This window comes from Bacillus sp. FSL R9-9492, from assembly GCF_038007365.1.
GTDB lineage: Bacteria > Bacillota > Bacilli > Bacillales > Bacillaceae_G > Bacillus_A > Bacillus_A mycoides.
Window position 1 is genome coordinate 2689096 of the sequence record NZ_JBBOXC010000001.1, and the last position, 17569, is coordinate 2706664.

A 17569-nucleotide genomic window follows, 5' to 3' on the forward strand; every position below is an offset into this window, starting at 1 on the left:
AGCCAAAACTGGCTTGTCCTTGTTGTAGTTACGCTTTGAAGAGGTGATGGAATAGCCTTTTACGATCTGGGCCTATTATGGCTTAACAGATAGTTGTTCCCCGGAACATATGTGATTACAAATCCGTTGTTTGTTTCTTTAGGAAAAGGAATATATATGTTTTTAACGTCCGGGTTTATAGCAATAAAATCTTTTGGAAATAAACAATTTAGATTACTTAAGAACGCTTTTCCATTAGAGATAGGTTGGATTTTTTAGCTATGTTAACACCATCTTTGTTTTTACTCGAAGCTACTCCCCATATAATTACACCACCAGAAACATGAGAAAAAAACGAGACATTTTTTTCATAATTCTTTTTATCATCTTTTGAAAGGATACTGTTTGTATAATCCGTTTTTCGTTTAAATGTAAGGAAGATATTCTCTTCTTGCTGTTTGATAATCATTTGTTGGATGTATGAAAAACCTTCTTGTTCACACCTTGTAAAAATCTTCTCCGCATTCTCCAAAGCAAACTTTCTCCTTCTCTATTTTTTTAATAAAAGGATTAAAAGAGTAGATCAAATCAAACAAACTTTGTATGTGAAGTGAATTTTTTAAAAATCTAATGCATTTGCCTTATTCTTTATTGTATTCACTTCCTGAGATTGCTGAGAAAGCCCGGTACATTCATGAAAAGCGAAATGCTTACACCCTATACATTTTTTTGTATTCAAATGTCCTAAAGCACAGTTAATGGCTTCCCCGGTATGATCAAAAAAGTTTTCTTCCCCAATCTCAGCATACAATCCATTCTTATCTAGAGTTACTTTTAGCTCTGATTGAATTCCTGAAATAAGAAGTACGCCACCTTGTTTTTTAAAATGCTGAACAATATTCCTAAAGTAAGACTCTCCTGTGGTATCAATAAAAGGAACTTTTCCCATACGTAAAATTAAAACTTTGGGTTTATAATGAATGGTCGCTAAAATATTTTGTTCAAATGTTTGAGCAGCCCCAAAAAATAATGGCCCTTCTATTGTGTAAATGCTTATTTGTGGACAATCGTGAGCTTTATTTACCACATGTGGTAACAATTTTTCGTTCTTTCTTGTGTGATCTGGAAGCACTTTAGATATAACAAGCATGTTACTCATACGTTTTGTAAATAAAATAACAGCTAAGATAAGTCCGATTTCCACAGCTGTTGTCAAACTTGTAAATACAGTCAGCAGAAATGTTACAAGTAATACAAGAGAATCCCCTGTTTTCATTTTAAGTATGTGAATAAAATGTTTTTGTTCGCTCATATTCCAAGCTACCACCATTAAAATGGGAGCCATACTAGCAAGCGGAATATGTGAAGCATATGGAGCTAACAGTAGAAGCGTGAATAACACAAATCCCCCATGAATAACACCCGACATCGGAGATACAGCTCCACTCTTAATATTGGTTGCTGTGCGGGCAATTGCTCCAGTTGCCGGAATACCTCCAAATAATGGTGTAACAATATTGGCAATTCCCTGACCAATAAGCTCTTTGTTACTGTTGTGTTTACTATTTGTCATACCGTCTGCCACGACAGCGGATAAAAGGGATTCAATACCACCCAACATGGCAATAACAAATGCAGGACCAATTAACTGTTTTATACGTTCTACTGTGATTTCTGGTATATCAAACTGAGGAAGTGTATTTGGAATCGTACCATATGCTGTACCAATAGTAGGTACATGACCTGAGAAAAATACAGTTGCAATTAAAGTTGAAATAAGAACACCTACTAATGAACCTGGTACTTTTGGGAAAATTTTTGGTGTTATGAGTATAACAAAAAAGCAAATCAAAGCAATTATGACACTGTAAGAATTGGTAGTACCGATATGAGTAAAAATTTCCTTCAGATTCGCTATAAATTCCTCATGCTTTTTTATACCTGTTAAACCTAAAAAACTAGCAATTTGTCCCGTAAAGATACTGACGGCAATACCTGACGTAAAGCCAATTGTTACAGGACGTGGAATAAATTTAATTAAAGATCCTAGTTTAAAAATTCCCATAAGGCATAAGATAATTCCAGCTAATAAACCAGCAAGTAGTAAATTTTCATATCCATAGGTAATTACAATCCCTAAAAGAATAGGAACAAAAGCACCTGTAGGCCCTCCAATTTGGTACTTTGAACCACCAAATATCGAAATAAGTATCCCGGCAATACATGTTGTATAAATCCCATACTCTGGCTTAACACCAGAGGCTATAGCAAAAGACATAACAAGCGGAATCGCAACAACTCCAACAATCATTCCTGAAAGAAGATCCTTTTGAAAATGTCCCAATGAATATCCTTCAAATCTTCCCGTAAATAACCCTTTCATTACAAAACCTTCTTTTCTATTTTTAATAAATCTTACTTCTTCTGAAAGAATATTTTCTTTTGATAAATTTAAGTTACAAATGCATTTCTCATACTCTTATACAGACGCTTTTTATCTCTTTATAAGAGAGCATCAATCTAATATTAGTTATAAGTTTTGCTTAAATGGCGTTCTAATTTACCTATATCTCCTCCTTCTTGTATGTAGGAATTTAACCTTTCTACTAGAAGTAATCCACCTCGACTATCTAGCTTTTTCATATCTATAAACGATTTAATTCTTACGTTATCTGGGGTACTATCTCTACGAAACATTTTTCCTGGAATTTCACTCCAGAAACTATTCCATTCGTCCAGTAACCCTATTTGATCAAATAAAAAACTTTGAATTCCGCATAACCAAGCTGTACAAGCTGTATTTCTCTTTTGACATCCAACTCCATCCTGTAAATGCTGGCATGAAAAACAACAAGAATTTCCACTTTTAATACAAACATTACAAACGTGATGAGCTCCTATTGAGCGAAATATTTCCATTCCATGTTGAATGATATCTTCTTTCTTAACTTCAATGCTCAACTTAACCCTCCTTAACTATCGTTTCACGTTCTGTTTCATCTAGTTCTTCTAACATTGAAATCGTGTCGATTAAATGGTTGTTAAAAATTTTCCGTGCAACTACCAGTAAATCCACAATCATAGGGTCTCGTAGAGAATATAAAACTCGTTTTCCATCTTTAGTACCAACAACAATGTTTTTTGAACGTAGTACACTTAATTGTTGAGAAACAGCTGAACCTTCCTTGTTAAGGATGGTTTGAATTTCATTTACACTTCTTTCACCCTCTGACAATAGTTCTAGAATACCTATTCGCAGAGGATGTGATAAGGCTTTAAAAAAATCAGCTTTAAATTGTTGCATTTCGTTTCCCATTCAAATACCTCCATTACTTACCCTTAATTTGAAGAAGTATCATATACATCTTCAAATGTTTGAATATGTATATGATACTTCCAGGACCTCGAACTTTCAATACAAATCTTAAAATATTAAACAATAACCAAAAACGGTCGTTTTGGTTACTTTCCTTAATTCTTTGTAGGTTTAAATTAAAGCTTGATCAAAAACATGTATTAGAAACATATAATTTTTCTTATTTAATTAACAGCGGATAGGTGTCTGCAAATAAATTATATCAATCAGAAGTTGTCTACAAAGAAATATGTGATTCTAAAATTGTTGCGGAACTAGCCGTTGCATACCGAAAGACGAATATAAACCCAGAGTTACAAGAGTTTTTGAAAATAGCGAAAGGCAAGGCGATGAACACATTTACAAAATGACGAGAAAAATGACAAAAATGTAAGAATGCACGAATGTATGTAAGAAAGTTCGATGTTTTCCTTTTTCTTTTTTTATTGTAGTGAAAAAGAAGAAAGAAGAAGGAGATGTCATACTCATGGTGATACCTATTTTATGAAAGTAAAAAAAGCGTGGGAGGGGAAGGAAGATGACGTTTTCTCAGCTCGCGTTTAAAAATCGTTAGTCGAAATATACGTACGTATGCCGCTTATTTTTTAAGTGAAAACGTCATGTTAGAGGAAGAAACAGTACATTCACATAGATAAGAAGTAGTTAAGTCCCATTTAAACTTTTTTTCCCATAATAAAATTATAAGCGTACAAGAAGGTTGGTATTTTTAGATGAGTACAATAATTAAAACTATTCATGTAATGAAGGTATATGGCAATCAGTTAAACACCTTACTATAAAGGAGGGATTTGAAAATGTCTTTTTCTCAATTCAATATTGATATTTTTCGAGCAATTAATGATTTAGGTAAACAATATTCATTCCTAAACTCAGCCATGGTATTTTTGGTTTAATTATTATAGCTTATTGGTTTACCGGGTCCAGAAAAAGTAGGAGGATGGTTATTCAAGCGATGGTTGCTTTTGTGATTGCTGAGGTGATTGGAAAAATAGCAGGGGAATTTCATTTGAATTATCAACCGTTTGCAGTATTGCCTGATGTGAATAAACTTGTCGACCATGCTGTAGATAATTCATTTCCTAGTGACCATACGATTCTCTTTTTTTCGATTTGTTTTTCGTTTTGGCTTGTTCGTAAAAAGACTGGATGGTTATGGATTATACTTGCATTTTGTGTAGCGATCTCTCGTATTTGGGGAGGAGTTCATTATCCTTTTGATGTTGCAATAGGGGCTTTAATAGGATGTGTTTCAGCGTTATTTTCGTATTGGTTAGTACCGGAATTTTCTTTTATCAAGCAATTGCTTACTCTATATGAAAGAGTAGAGAAACATGTTTTACCATCCAAAAACAAATCAAAGGGATTTTGAGTATACAAGTATAAAAGTTAGCGTGAAAGATACAAATGCTGACGACCTATATATGGAATGTATTCATGTTGCTCTTTAATTTTGTGTATTTGTGGATGTGATAAGCGCCCAGGTTTTAGGCAGTGTTGCGGTTCTCTTTCGTTGCAAAGTAAACGTCAAGTAACTCCAAAATATACAATAAAAGTTGATTTTGGAGTTATTTTTTGTTTGCTTCACTTTTTTTCGGCACTCTACAGCTAGATGGTATTACTGACACGTACAAGTTATCAACAATCTTTATGTTGAAAGAATCTTAGCATACGAAATTCGCGTTTTGTTGGTACTACCCCATCGCTATCAAGCTAAGCTTATGCAAAGTCAATTTTAGGCGAGATTGTTTCTTTTTTCTAAAGGGCAAGTGTAGGTGATTGAAAGATTTGCATACGAAATAAACCCTAACGGGTTTCACTTTTTTGAATTAAGCGGCTTGATTATCAGACATGGTACAATTGTAAACGACACCTAATATATCAAAGACCGTTTTTTTCTCATATCGATGAGATTTCCGTCCGTTTTGCTGTAGAAGATTGAACAGACGAAGTAACACCTTTGATAGCTCTTGGGTGTTTTTCTGTATAGTTTGGAATAGAAGAAGAAAATAGTCTTTAATCATATATATGGCTTTATACTCACTAAGCTCTCGTTTTTTCTTCATGAGGAGCAATTGGCGTATTTGAAACATGATAGAAGAACAGAGTAGAATAGCAATCAATTGACCATATAAATGGCACTCTAATCGTTCTGGTTTTATCTTTTTACAATGATGAATTTGAAAGAATGACTTCCACGTTTTAAATAAAATTTCGATTTGCCAACGCAAAGAATACCAGTCATGTACCTGTCCCATCGGGACAATATCTGTAGGGGTGTTTGTCATATATACATTGATACCGCTGAGTCGTTTACTACGAGGAGAATACTTCATTCCTTTCTTTTTTTCTCTTACAGCTTGATCTTGTAATCGTTTTTGTTGCTGTTGTTTTGTTAACCGATGAACAATTACACGAGCTGGCAATTTATCAATCATTCCTACATAAGCATCAGCCATTTCACATGTTTGTCCTGGTTGAAGGGATTTCATTAAAGTCTCCATATCTATCTGTATATACTCTGTACCTTTCTTAATTCTTCCATCTTGAAAATAATCAGGGTTAGGATTTTTTTGATACATACGTGTATTCGACTTGATACGAGAGATATAGTAGGCCTCTTTATCTTGTATATGTTGAAGGTCTTTTAAATGAAAATAACCTAAATCTCGGATACATAAATCATTCGCTGTCACAGTTGGGGCACACAGAGAGCCGTAAGTGCGATCATGTTGTTTACCTGGACCTGTATGAATATGTAGGAACTGTCCACTTAACAAATCATATTCAAGTTGAATTTTTATCCCAGCCGTATGGCTGCATCCTCCTGCACCTGGATAAACCGATGAAAATACATCCGGGAGTTGAAATGCAGTTGAATCTAAAATACGAATACGCTTGAAGACAGAAGTGTATGGAGAAGAAATCGGCATAGATGCGGCCAATTTTTTCCTTAGTAGTTCGGCTAGTAGGTGTTGTAAAAGTTGGACGGCCGCCTTATTAAACCGTTGATTCAGTCCCTCAGGACTGATGAGTACTTCTGTTGATGCTTCTAAACAGCTAGATAACTGAGTTAAAGAAGTCATAGCTACATTTTGGCTCAACCATACACATAAAGCTACTAAATCTTTTGCTTGGTACTTACTGGTTCGTTGTACAAAGCCAACATCTCTAGCAAGATCCCGTAAGGTATTTGGAGATAAAAAACTTTGAATCTCTTGAGCAAATAGTTGTAATTCGTCAGACACAGAAACAGACATAAAAAACGCCATCCTTTCCTATGATTCTACAGAAAGAATAGCGCATTTTTTCATTTTAGGGGCATTTCTTTTTATTAGCTTGATAGCGATGGGGTACCGCCAGCATTTCGGAAAAAAACCACGCTAAGAGTATGCAAAATTTTATGCAGTTTTTCAGCTAATTCAGTAACAAACGAGAACTCTAAAACCTTTTCAGGATAGGAATGTATAAAAAAATGCATAGATCCATAGAACAAAAAAAGAAGGTTCCTTTGTGAGAATAAGATTCCGCCTTTTTCCTTGCTACTGATAATTTTACGTTATGTTAACTATATGTGTATAGAATATACAAGAGGAACTCTTTCCTACTTACACGAATCTATTATAATAGAGAACGTCTTGATAATAAGGGGGGCATCACATGTCTAAACAATTTTGGGCATGGATAAAGGGAGAAATAATAGATCGAAATTTATAAGTTGATTGAACATCTAAAAGGAGTATAAAGTATTTTGAGAAAAGCTAAAATGAGAAACTATGTGAAATTATTTATTCTTTACTTAATTATAATTTTAATATATTTCCTATTGTTTGATTACAGTAAAGTATATATTAAGGCAAAAATAAATAACGAATTTTTATATCAATTATATTTATTAATAGGACGTATTAGTATGGGTTTGGGAATATATTTTATTCCAGATAAGCTAGGTATTAAGATTAAATTCAGATTTAAATTTCTTATAGCAGTTATCGCAATGATAACTACTATAATTTTTCTTGATATAGTTGGTTTAATTGAATAGCTTTGATAACTTCCTGTAATAGGACGTTATGTTAACTGAACATGTATAGGATATACAAGAAAACTTTTCTTATAAGTGTATTATCTAAATGATACAATTGGGAAGAGGGAGGTGTATGTATGAAAAAGGGTTCTATAAGAAGAATATTCCTGAAGGAATGGACGTTTACTCTGGTACTGATAGCAATTTCCCTTAATTTTTATATCCAAAAAACAGGTATAACACACATTTCCCTGCTCAAATTACTGTTTATTCCCGTTATCTTTATCATTGCTCATTTCATAGATAAGAAATTTGCAAAGTATGCAAGTTAAGCATAGAAGGGGGAGCACCAATATTTCGCAAATTTTGTACGCTAAGGCATAACGTAGTCATTGATTGAAAATATTTCGTAGGATTTTATAAATGCAAAAATCCACGAGGAATATTCTTTAAAGGAGAGTGATTACTTTATGTTAAGGGAATGGATAAATAAGGTGAAAGAACCTAGATGTATTCATAAATATAACTTTATTAAAACTCAAGATAGTGAAAATTTTAAAACAGGACAGATCGGTACAGCTAGTTTTTATAAGTGTGAAAAGTGTGGAAAAGAAAAGATTGAATATAAATATAACAGCGATATAAATAGTGACTATTGGAATATATAAAGTAAATTGTTTAATAAAACGGAGATTTACTAATACTAATTATTCGCTATCCAAAAGTGAGAAAGGGATTGCTGCAATATTAAAAATTAGCTTCCTATAACGATAATTATGTAAATAAGCTGTCCCTATGGGCAGCTTATTTTATTTTTTTGCTTAGCGTGGTTTTTTTCCGAAATGCTGGCGGTTCCCCTACTAGTATTATTGCATTTAAATTATTTTTAATATATTATATTTATATGTTTATATAAAGATGTATTTATACAAAAAAGATTTTACCAAAACGTAATATAACTTATGCTTGTCTTTTTAATATGTATCTAGTAAAAATACATTTTTTATCAATACAATTATGTTTTCAATATAAATGGAAGCTTTTAAATAGAAGTTTATTTACTTTCAATGATAGGAGTTAGTTGTTCTAGAACATAGAGGAACAAGGCACCATACAGAGTAATCTGACGAACCTAAGAAATACTGTATGCAGTTTGTTCATCTCAAGTACAACAAGAGAGCCTTACCTCTCTAGGCAAGACTCCACTAGTGTAGTCGTATAATTTTTACATATCAAATAAGAAACAGAAAACATATAACACCAAGTAGAAGAACCCTACCATTCCGCCTACAGCTAATACCTGTTTAACCCAACTCTTAAATTTTAGATTACTGTAAATCTCTTGTACTCTTTCCATATTTCCTCCTATTAAGAAGAACCCTTAAAGACTCTCACCTCGCTATGGTAACATTAAAGAATGACTAATAGAGGTATAATTTTTGTCTAAACGTATAAATATGCAATATTGCATACAGAAATGTATTGTTACAAATGTAAACGCTTACTATAATAAGGGTATAAAGATTAATCACATCCTAGTACTAACAAAAGAGGAGGAAATAATATGGAAATCGCAATGGCATTTTTAAAATTTATCGGTGGAGCAATCCCATTAGTTCAAGAACTTCTAAAAGCATTTATGTAAATTCACTATTTAGCAATAATTTATAAAAATTATCATACAAATGATCTGTATATCAAAGATGAATTGATATACAGATTATTTGTGTAAGTAAAGTCCCTTTAACATTATAAATATGCAATATTACATATAAGAATGTATTGATAGAATTGTAAGCGCTTACTATAATGAGAGTATAAAGATAAATCACATCTTAGCAACAACAAAAGGGGCGGAAATAATATGATAATTTTAAAATTTATAGGTGGAGTACTCCCATTAATTCAAGAACTTTTAAAAGCATTTATGTAAGTTAATTATTTAGCAATTATTTATAAATAATTATTATACCTTAATACGAAAAAAGGAAGAAGTTGATTTTTGTGAAGACTACAAGAAATACAAAAGGAAAAAAATTACTAGCAAGTTTATTAATCAGCTTTTGCACTATTAATTATTCATCTATTTCATTAGCGGAAACACCTAAAAGTAATTCAGCTAATCCACCCAAACAAGCTATTGGCATTGATACTGGCATAGCAAATTTAAAGTATAACAATCAAGAGATTTTAGCAGTAAATGGGGATAAAGTAGAGAGTTTTGTTCCGAAAGAAAGTACAAATTCAAATGGTAAATTTGTAGTAGTGGAACGTGAGAAAAAATCACTTACAACTTCACCTGTGGATATTTCAATTATTGATTCTGTGGCTAATCGTACGTATCCAGGAGCAGTACAACTTGCAAATAAAGCTTTTGCAGATAATCAACCTAGTTTATTAGTGGCTAAGAGAAAGCCTTTGAATATTAGTATAGACTTACCTGGAATGAGGAAAGAAAATACGATATCTGTCCAAAATCCGACATATGGTAATGTGTCTGGAGCAGTAGATGATTTAGTATCTACTTGGAATGAGAAGTATGCATCAACACATTCGTTACCTACAAGAATGCAGTATACAGAATCCATGGTGTATAGTAAATCGCAAATCGCAAGTGCTCTTAATGTCAATGCTAAATATCTTGATAACAGTCTAAACATTGACTTTAATGCCGTTGCAAATGGAGAGAAAAAAGTGATGGTTGCGGCATATAAGCAAATATTTTATACCGTAAGTGCTGAACTACCTAACAATCCATCTGATCTTTTTGATAACAGTGTTACGTTTGATGAGTTGACTCGTAAAGGGGTAAGTAATACGGCTCCGCCTGTTATGGTGTCAAATGTAGCCTATGGTAGAACCGTTTATGTAAAATTAGAAACATCATCTAAAAGTAAAGATGTACAATCTGCTTTTAAAGCTCTAATTAAGGGTCAAGGCGTTGAAGCGAGTGGACAGTACAAAGATATTTTTGAAGAAAGTACCTTTACCGCTGTAGTATTAGGCGGAGATGCAAAAGAGCATAACAAAGTTGTTACAAAAGATTTTAATGAAATCCGAAATATTATTAAAGATAATGCAGAATTAAGTTCTAAAAATCCAGCATACCCAATTTCATATACAAGCACTTTCTTAAAAGATAACGCAACTGCTGCTGTTCATAACAATACAGATTATATTGAGACGACAACTACAGAATATTCAAGTGCGAAAATGACCCTTGATCATTACGGTGCATATGTTGCTCAATTTGATGTATCTTGGGATGAATTCTCATATGATCAAAATGGGAAAGAAGTATTAACACATAAAACTTGGGAAGGAAACAACCAAGATAAAACGGCTCATTACTCTACAGTAATACCACTTCCACCGAATTCCAAAAATGTAAAAGTCGTAGCGAGAGAATGTACAGGTCTTGCATGGGAATGGTGGAGAACAATTATTAATGAACAAAATGTTCCATTAACAAATGAAATAAAAGTTTCAATTGGAGGAACAACTTTATACCCAACTGCTAATATTAGTCATTAGGTAGAAGTGAAGCACCCTGTTTACAGGGTGCTTTTTTACATGGTCACAAGTATATTGGGATCTTTTTCAAATATAGCATACTCATCAGATAGCGATGGAGTGTAGCCTCATTATAATTTTTAGACCAAATGATATATACTTCCTTTCACTTTCTAATTTGTTCCTCTATCTATCATAATTTCGGTTCTGTTGCAAAGTTTTTAAAACTAAGCTAAACTTTTGCAAAACAGAGTAAGGGGAATCATAAATGAGATATTTTAAGGGAAAACAATTCAAAAAAGATATTATTTTAGTAGCCGTTGGCTACTATTGTCGTTTTTCTTTAAGTTATCGTGATGTCTCTGAAATTTTGAAAGAACGCGGTATTTCAGTTCATCCAACAACTATTATGCGCTGGGTTCATGAATATGGGCACCTGATCTATCAAATTTGGAAGAAGAAAAATAAAAGAGTGCAACTATCTTGGAAATTGGATGAGACGTATATAAAAGTCAAAGGAGAATGGTGTTACCTGTATCGTGCAATTGATAAAGAAGGGAACACATTAGATATTCAACTTCGTAAAAAACGAGATCATCGGGCTGCATATGCATTTATGAAAAGATTAGTGAAAACGTTTGGCGAACCAACGGTTCTAACAACAGATAAGGCACCGGCATTACTTTGTGCACTCAAAAAATTAAAGGAACAAGGCTTTTATAAACATACAACTCATTGTACAATCAAGCATTTGAATAATCTCATAGAACAGGACCATAGACATGTAAAACGTCGCTTTGCCAAATCTGCAGGATTTCAAAGTCTCCACCATGCTTCGCGTACTTTGAAAGGAATCGAAACTATTCATGCTATCTATAAACAAAACCGCGGTTTTTCAACGTACAATGAATTGCAAAAATTACTTGCAATTGCATAAGATTTAATTGTACTCACCATAAATTTTTATCTGTTAAGAAACTTTGCAACAGAACCGTTACGAAAAAGCGATATTACAACGTTTGGAGATTCAGCTGAGACACGTGTATATCTCAGCTGTACCCCATTACGAGATAAAAACTTCATAAAAAAGCAGTAAAATAAATAACCGGTTCCTTAACGTACAGGGAATCGGTTGTTTGTGTCCAAAATGTGTCTAAACGTACAATTTTCTTTTTTCGATATGGTGATCCCATAGAGGGGTACGGAAACGATTCTCGGTATGAGGGGCCACTCTGGGATTTAATTACAAATCAAAAAAGAACTTTATTCAAGTTCTTTTAATCTACGATACAGAGCGGCCTGACTCACACCAGTAATTTGGCATATTTCTTTAACAGTTTTATTGGTATGCTTGCGCAATTCAATCGCATGATTCATACCTGGGTGCTTATCCGTATATTTCTTCAATCTTCCTCTATACACTCCTTTTTGTTTCGCTAACTTTATTCCCGTTCGTTGCTTTTCTTTAATCATTTCTCGATCAAGTTCACTAAAGGCAGCCATGACAGTTAAAAAGAATTTTCCTGTTGGCGTTCTCGTATCTATTCCTAAATTTAAAATCGCAAAGTGAACATCCTTTTCCCGGAGTTGTTCTACTAATTGTAAAAGCTGAATGGTATTTCGACCTAAACGATCCATTCTAGTTACGACTAAAGTATCCTCAGTAGTTAGTTTTGAAAGTATAGAGTCTAACTCTGGCTTTTGTTTGGTTACTCCACTTATTTTTTCTTTAATAATTTCATCTACTCCATATTTCATGAGCTGTTCAATCTGTGTATCTAGATTTTGATCTTGTGTACTGACACGAGCGTATCCATAAACCATTTTTCTCCTCATTTCAATTGTATTTTTGATAAGTGTTATTGAGAGTCTCTGAGGCTAATAATATCAAGGAAAGGATTTATTATCAATAGGGTACACTCTATCGATAAGGTATATATGCAATTATGCATATTTATATTTTTTATTTTAATAGCAATGAAATCTAATATATAATTAAAAGGTTTTTTACGAATTGATAAGGAGATGCGAGTATGAAGAAAATCATAGGACTTATATTATCATTATTTTAATTATTTTCTACCTATGCACAAATGTTTACAGAGGAAGCCGAGGTTTTAAATCAAATAGGCCGCGTCAAAGAGAAAGGAGATTGGTATTATTATGGATCTCGTCAACATAATGCGAATTTTGCACTAAGGGATTTTCAAATTAAAAAACTTGGTTTTACTGTATGTTAAGAAGGTTCCATATACGGGCTACTACATTTAAAAAATGAAACATCTTATGAATCAATTATAGTTTAGACAGAATAACTTAGGTTGTCCTTATGCGAAATATCAGTATGAATAGAAATTTGATAATTATATAAAACGCCGTAAATGAAGGATAAAATAAGTGCTGAATTTGCAATTATATTTTTAACAATTGAATAGGAGATCTATTATGAATACAATTAAGAAATTATTTTTAAGTTCTGTGGTATGTATTTTATTATTCAGTACAGTAGGAACAGCGTATGCAGAACAAAATGGTCAAGTGAATTCATCATCTTTTATTGACGTTCCTAAAACCCACTGGGCGTATAAAGAAATGATGTATATGGCTGAGAATAAGATTATAACAGGATACGGAAATGGGTATTTCGGTGCTGCCGATCCTATTACTCGCGAGCATCTCGCTGCTTTCTTGTATCGATATTTACAACCGCAAGATAGTACAAATAATCCATTTGTTGATATCGGTGACAGTAATTTTAAGAAAGAAATTTTAGCTCTTACCGCACGGGGGATTTTCAGTGTAAATACTGAGAAAAAATTCAATCCAAAAAATAATATGACACGTGCTGAAATGGCTGTTATTCTAGTAAAAACATTTGATTTAAAGCCGCAAGGAAATTTTGAATTTACGGATATGAAAGGTCACTGGGCCAATGAATATGCCAAAATATTAGCCGGTAACAAAATAACAAGTGGTACAGGTGACGGCAATTTTAATCCAAATGGAATTGTCACAAGAGAACAATTTTCTATGTTCTTATATAGAGCAATTATGACAGTATCAGGTATAAAAAATAATGAAGCGGTTGGCTGGGTTGTAGAGGGAGAAAAGAAATACTATTATGATAAACCAGGCGTGAAACATACCGGATTATTACGGTCAGGGGATGATACGTATCTCTTCGATAAAAATGGCAATCTAGCTGCGGGATGGAATACTGTAGACGGAAAGGACTACTATTTTGATAAGGTAAGTGGGGCCGCAGAAAAAGGATGGTTCTCTCAAACTACCCATTGGTATTATGCAGACGATAACGGTGTTATTCAAAAAGGAGATGTAACCTACAAAGGAAAACAATTCCAATTTGACAGAACAGGTAAAATGGTAAAAGGGTGGATAACGATCCAATCCCTCGACCAAAACATCTACAAATCAAGAACAGTTTTAAGAGGATTTGACCCTATAAAAATTGGAGACGATGAAATTCTTGAAGTAGTAGGGGAAGACGGTCCTCTATGGTTTAAGGTGAACTATAATGGTCAAACATACGTTGTGCAAAAATTATTTGCAGTCGTTTTTGATCAATCCTTATCTAATAAAGTAGATACAATTCGTCAAGATATTGACGATTTAAAAACGAGTGCTGAGTTAGTAAAGAAATATTCCGAACGCTATAAAAAAGCAAAAGAAACTAAAAATTATGATACTGCTTTAGTTGAGTCAAGTGAACTCGCACAAAGTGTCTCTCAATTACTAACCACACTAAAAAAATCTGAATTGAAGAATACTGTAGATAAGATTTATGAAAAAGAAGCTGATCCAGCTGTAAGAGAAAAATACAATTCTACTATCGCAACTTTAGAGATGATGAATGAGGATTTTGGGAAAATCCATAAATTAATGCTACTAAAAGATAGTGTTATGATTATCGATAAAGCGAATCAGGATTCAGGTAATATTATTCAACAAATTCAAGAAGGTAAATATTTAGTACAGCAGGATAAAGCTAACCTTCAAAACTATGTGAATGGTTTAACGGATTATAAAAATAGTATGACAGCCTATAAAAAGCAAATGTTGGATTGGTTTGTAGATACTGTAGATGCAGGAACAGATGCCATGATAATGTTTATGGACATGACAACAGCTTACTCACTCTCAATTAATAAGGTGTTTATCGAACCAGCAGAAAAATGGGTTGGCACATTACCAAAAGGTGAAATAGAAAAATTTGCAGACGGTGTTCGCGACTATGGACAGCAACTTACTGCCATGCAGGAAGGATTCAAAAACAGACTACCTGAATATAAACAAATGGCCAGTGATTTACGCGTAGTAAATCAAAGTTTCCATAAGTTTGGAGATTCTGTACAAAAAGCTGGGGCATCACTTCATAAACAAGCAGTAATGGCTGATGGACTAATTAATAGTGTCTCAACGCATGTTGCAGAAGCCCAACAAGCATTTCCAACACTACATACAGATATGATGTCTGGATTAGATGCTGCTAATAACATGATGGATTCTGCTAATAAGATTTCAGGCTATAAAATAGATACGTCTAATATAGCTAAAAATGTTGGAAACATGGATGGTTTATCTACTCGCCTCAAAGATTTTGGTGTACCACCTGAAAAAATGGAAGAGTTTTTGGCAGAACAGAAGCGTACAAATGAACTTGGATCGATGTCACTTGATTTCATGCCAGTTATTGGGCAAATCAAACAAGGGCTACAACTCATTAACGGCAAAGAATATTTCACTGATAGAGAGTATGACAAAAATGACTATGTATGGGGAACCGTTTCTACTGTTTTTGGTGGGGCTCCTAAAGTTATTGGTCGTGTGTTTGGTAAATATGGAGAACTAGAACAAAAAGCGAAGGATTTAGGAAAAGTATCAAAAGTAACAGAAGAGATTGGATGGAGTATGCCAAGAGGTGGCGGCGTCATTGATGGGCGTAAGTACTCTGAACATGCGCTTGAAAGGATGGCACCTGATACAGTTCAAGTTCGAGCGGAGCTTACAAAACGAGCACGTGAGCGAGCAGAAAGAAAAGGGTATACATTCGGATCAGATAAATACATGGAAGAATTAAAAAAAGTTGATCCTCGGGGAATGACTCCAAATGTAGTTGAAGATATTATAAAAACGGGCACTCGCAAACCAGGAGACAATCCTGGTACTTGGAAATACGTTAGAGACGAAGGCTACGTAGTTATAAATGATAAAGGTGATGTTATCACAGTTGTTCCCGCAAAGAAAAAAGAATAGAATGAATAGCATAGTAAGTAATCTATGACAAAAAGGTTGAGGAATATTGGATATTAAACATGATAAGTATGAGTTATTAGAAATTTTTGAAAGTGATCCGGAAGATTACTATATTCCAGGTGCGGGTGCGTATCGATATAGTAAAATTGATACACTTGGATTTGAACTGGTTATGAATATGTTCTATTATGATGCAACAGTTGAATTGATAATGCTATACGAAGACAAACGTATCATAGAAACCAAGATGGAATCGGTGAAAGAGATATATACTCGTAATGATTCACTATACATTCTAGGTACAGAAGAAAAGAAAAAAATCAAAGTAAAATTCAAACCATATTTTACAGTTACAATAAATGAGTTTTAGAAACTTAAAATCAATGATTGTAAATATTCTGAGCATGCTTTAGAAAAAATGGCTCCGGATACACAATACAAGTTCGCGCTGAATTAGAGGCACATTCGAAAAGTAGAGGGGTACATAGAAATTTAAAGAATTTGTTAATCCTAGAGGTATCACACCTTCTGTAGTAGATTTTCTGTGCCTTTTCATCGAAAAATCAAGACTAATATAAAAAATGAGTAGAAAAAACAAGGCTTTTACTTCGTGGATACGACTACAAAGTAAGAGCCTTGTTTCATTATATTTGTTCATACAGTTTTCCTTGTGGTCTTCTGTTTTCATCCTTCAATCGCTTATTCTTTATCAATTTTTCGAACAGCTTAGATTTGTTTCTCGTTTAGATAAATATTCTTTTCTTCTAACGCTCTAAAATAAAATGAATCAAATTCATTATCAGGGGTAAACACAGCATCTCCGAGTGAAACGGACGTTTTATAATCTTCTAATTATTCATCAGGGTATCGAGGTAATGATAGAATTCTTTATTCTAATGATGGATTAGTGTATAAAACTTCTGATCATTATAAAACGTTTATCGAAGTAAAATAGGAAATAGAGGGATTAAATTTATGAATATAGTAAAATTGGATGGAAGAACATTTACTAGTAAAGAAGTATTGCACCAAACATTAAAAAAACAATTAGATTTCCCTAGTTTTTATGGGGAAAATGCAGATGCTTTGTGGGACTGTTTAACTGGATTTATAGGTCTTCCTATAACAATAGAATGGGAATTTTTCGAGAGTACTCAAAAAATGTTAGGACCTTATGCGAATTTAATTTTAAAAATATTTCAAGATGCACAAAATGAAATGCCAGGTAAGTTCTATATTGTTGTAAAATAATTAAAAGGATCTTAGGTAAAAATAAAAACCGTGGAAATATTTAATTTGGGGTAGCACCACATCGCTATCAAGCTAAGCTTTTGAAATACCCCCTAAATAAAAATTTTCTTTTTCTACAGGTGATTCCTTTGAAAAGTCAGCTTATTTTTTCT

15 protein-coding genes and 4 pseudogenes are annotated in these 17569 nt (G+C 33.3%); 12 read left to right on the plus strand and 7 right to left on the minus strand.

Annotated elements, in window-relative coordinates; translation table 11 throughout:
• Nucleotides 1-59: 59 nt before the first annotated feature.
• The 4 genes and pseudogenes from MKY70_RS13610 to MKY70_RS13625 all read right to left on the minus strand — a co-directional run bounded on the left by MKY70_RS13610 (nucleotide 60) and on the right by MKY70_RS13625 (nucleotide 3295).
• Nucleotides 60-511: pseudogene (locus MKY70_RS13610) on the minus strand (hypothetical protein).
• 87 nt (nucleotides 512-598) lie between these two features.
• Entirely contained in the window at nucleotides 599-2362 is a 1764-nt protein-coding gene (locus MKY70_RS13615; protein ID WP_341024657.1) for a SulP family inorganic anion transporter, read from the minus strand.
• A 143-nt stretch (nucleotides 2363-2505) separates the two neighbouring features.
• Nucleotides 2506-2940 carry a DNA mismatch repair protein gene (locus MKY70_RS13620; protein WP_341024660.1) on the minus strand — a complete coding sequence of 145 codons (435 nt, stop codon included), beginning with the start codon at nucleotides 2938-2940 and terminating at the stop codon, nucleotides 2506-2508.
• Between the two features lies 1 nt (nucleotide 2941).
• A complete protein-coding gene (locus MKY70_RS13625; protein WP_002035151.1) occupies nucleotides 2942-3295 on the minus strand; it encodes an ArsR/SmtB family transcription factor in 354 nt (117 codons plus the stop codon).
• A 242-nt stretch (nucleotides 3296-3537) separates the two neighbouring features.
• Between MKY70_RS13625 and MKY70_RS13630 the strand changes: the two genes are divergently transcribed.
• Nucleotides 3538-3705: a hypothetical protein gene (locus MKY70_RS13630; protein WP_033708081.1), complete on the plus strand. Its 168-nt coding sequence runs from the start codon at nucleotides 3538-3540 to the stop codon at nucleotides 3703-3705.
• Nucleotides 3706-4149: 444 nt separating this feature from the next.
• Nucleotides 4150-4724: pseudogene (locus MKY70_RS13635) on the plus strand (undecaprenyl-diphosphatase).
• 457 nt (nucleotides 4725-5181) lie between these two features.
• Here the strand turns inward: MKY70_RS13635 and MKY70_RS13640 are convergent.
• Complete coding sequence (locus tag MKY70_RS13640; protein ID WP_341074520.1) at nucleotides 5182-6612, minus strand: IS4 family transposase; 1431 nt, start codon at nucleotides 6610-6612, stop codon at nucleotides 5182-5184.
• A gap of 491 nt (nucleotides 6613-7103) precedes the next feature.
• Between MKY70_RS13640 and MKY70_RS13645 the strand changes: the two genes are divergently transcribed.
• Together MKY70_RS13645 and MKY70_RS13650 are read left to right on the plus strand one after the other, a co-directional pair.
• Entirely contained in the window at nucleotides 7104-7397 is a 294-nt protein-coding gene (locus MKY70_RS13645) for a hypothetical protein (protein WP_341024663.1), read from the plus strand.
• A gap of 452 nt (nucleotides 7398-7849) precedes the next feature.
• The gene (locus MKY70_RS13650) at nucleotides 7850-8047 is read left to right on the plus strand and encodes a hypothetical protein (RefSeq protein ID WP_341024665.1); all 198 of its coding nucleotides are present in this window, start codon (nucleotides 7850-7852) and stop codon (nucleotides 8045-8047) included.
• Between the two features lie 557 nt (nucleotides 8048-8604).
• On the opposite strand, the gene MKY70_RS13655 is transcribed toward MKY70_RS13650, so the two are convergent.
• A complete protein-coding gene (locus MKY70_RS13655) occupies nucleotides 8605-8736 on the minus strand; it encodes a hypothetical protein (RefSeq protein WP_000442772.1) in 132 nt (43 codons plus the stop codon).
• A 100-nt stretch (nucleotides 8737-8836) separates the two neighbouring features.
• On the opposite strand from MKY70_RS13655, the pseudogene MKY70_RS13660 reads away from it, so the two are divergent.
• The 3 genes and pseudogenes from MKY70_RS13660 to MKY70_RS13670 all read left to right on the plus strand — a co-directional run bounded on the left by MKY70_RS13660 (nucleotide 8837) and on the right by MKY70_RS13670 (nucleotide 11829).
• Nucleotides 8837-9024, plus strand: a pseudogene (locus tag MKY70_RS13660) (hypothetical protein).
• A 359-nt stretch (nucleotides 9025-9383) separates the two neighbouring features.
• Nucleotides 9384-10913 (plus strand): thiol-activated cytolysin family protein, encoded by a 1530-nt coding sequence (locus MKY70_RS13665; RefSeq protein WP_445662063.1) that lies wholly within the window; start codon nucleotides 9384-9386, stop codon nucleotides 10911-10913.
• A 247-nt stretch (nucleotides 10914-11160) separates the two neighbouring features.
• Nucleotides 11161-11829, plus strand: a complete 669-nt coding sequence (locus tag MKY70_RS13670) for an IS6 family transposase (RefSeq protein WP_341024669.1) — start codon at nucleotides 11161-11163, stop codon at nucleotides 11827-11829.
• A gap of 326 nt (nucleotides 11830-12155) precedes the next feature.
• On the opposite strand, the gene MKY70_RS13675 is transcribed toward MKY70_RS13670, so the two are convergent.
• On the minus strand, nucleotides 12156-12716 hold the full coding sequence (locus MKY70_RS13675) for a recombinase family protein (RefSeq protein ID WP_341024672.1): 561 nt from the start codon (nucleotides 12714-12716) through the stop codon (nucleotides 12156-12158).
• Nucleotides 12717-12985: 269 nt separating this feature from the next.
• On the opposite strand from MKY70_RS13675, the gene MKY70_RS13680 reads away from it, so the two are divergent.
• From MKY70_RS13680 to MKY70_RS13700, 5 genes and pseudogenes are all read left to right on the plus strand, one after another.
• Nucleotides 12986-13132, plus strand: a complete 147-nt coding sequence (locus MKY70_RS13680; RefSeq protein ID WP_341074521.1) for a hypothetical protein — start codon at nucleotides 12986-12988, stop codon at nucleotides 13130-13132.
• Between the two features lie 205 nt (nucleotides 13133-13337).
• Nucleotides 13338-16166 carry an S-layer homology domain-containing protein gene (locus MKY70_RS13685; RefSeq protein WP_341074522.1) on the plus strand — a complete coding sequence of 943 codons (2829 nt, stop codon included), beginning with the start codon at nucleotides 13338-13340 and terminating at the stop codon, nucleotides 16164-16166.
• Nucleotides 16167-16212: 46 nt separating this feature from the next.
• Nucleotides 16213-16536 carry a hypothetical protein gene (locus MKY70_RS13690; RefSeq protein ID WP_341024676.1) on the plus strand — a complete coding sequence of 108 codons (324 nt, stop codon included), beginning with the start codon at nucleotides 16213-16215 and terminating at the stop codon, nucleotides 16534-16536.
• Between the two features lie 480 nt (nucleotides 16537-17016).
• A pseudogene (locus MKY70_RS13695) lies at nucleotides 17017-17121 on the plus strand (ribonuclease domain-containing protein); the annotation flags it as partial.
• A gap of 20 nt (nucleotides 17122-17141) precedes the next feature.
• Nucleotides 17142-17417, plus strand: coding sequence for a barstar family protein (locus tag MKY70_RS13700; protein WP_151304126.1), 276 nt, complete (start codon nucleotides 17142-17144; stop codon nucleotides 17415-17417).
• The last annotated feature ends 152 nt before the right edge of the window (nucleotides 17418-17569 follow it).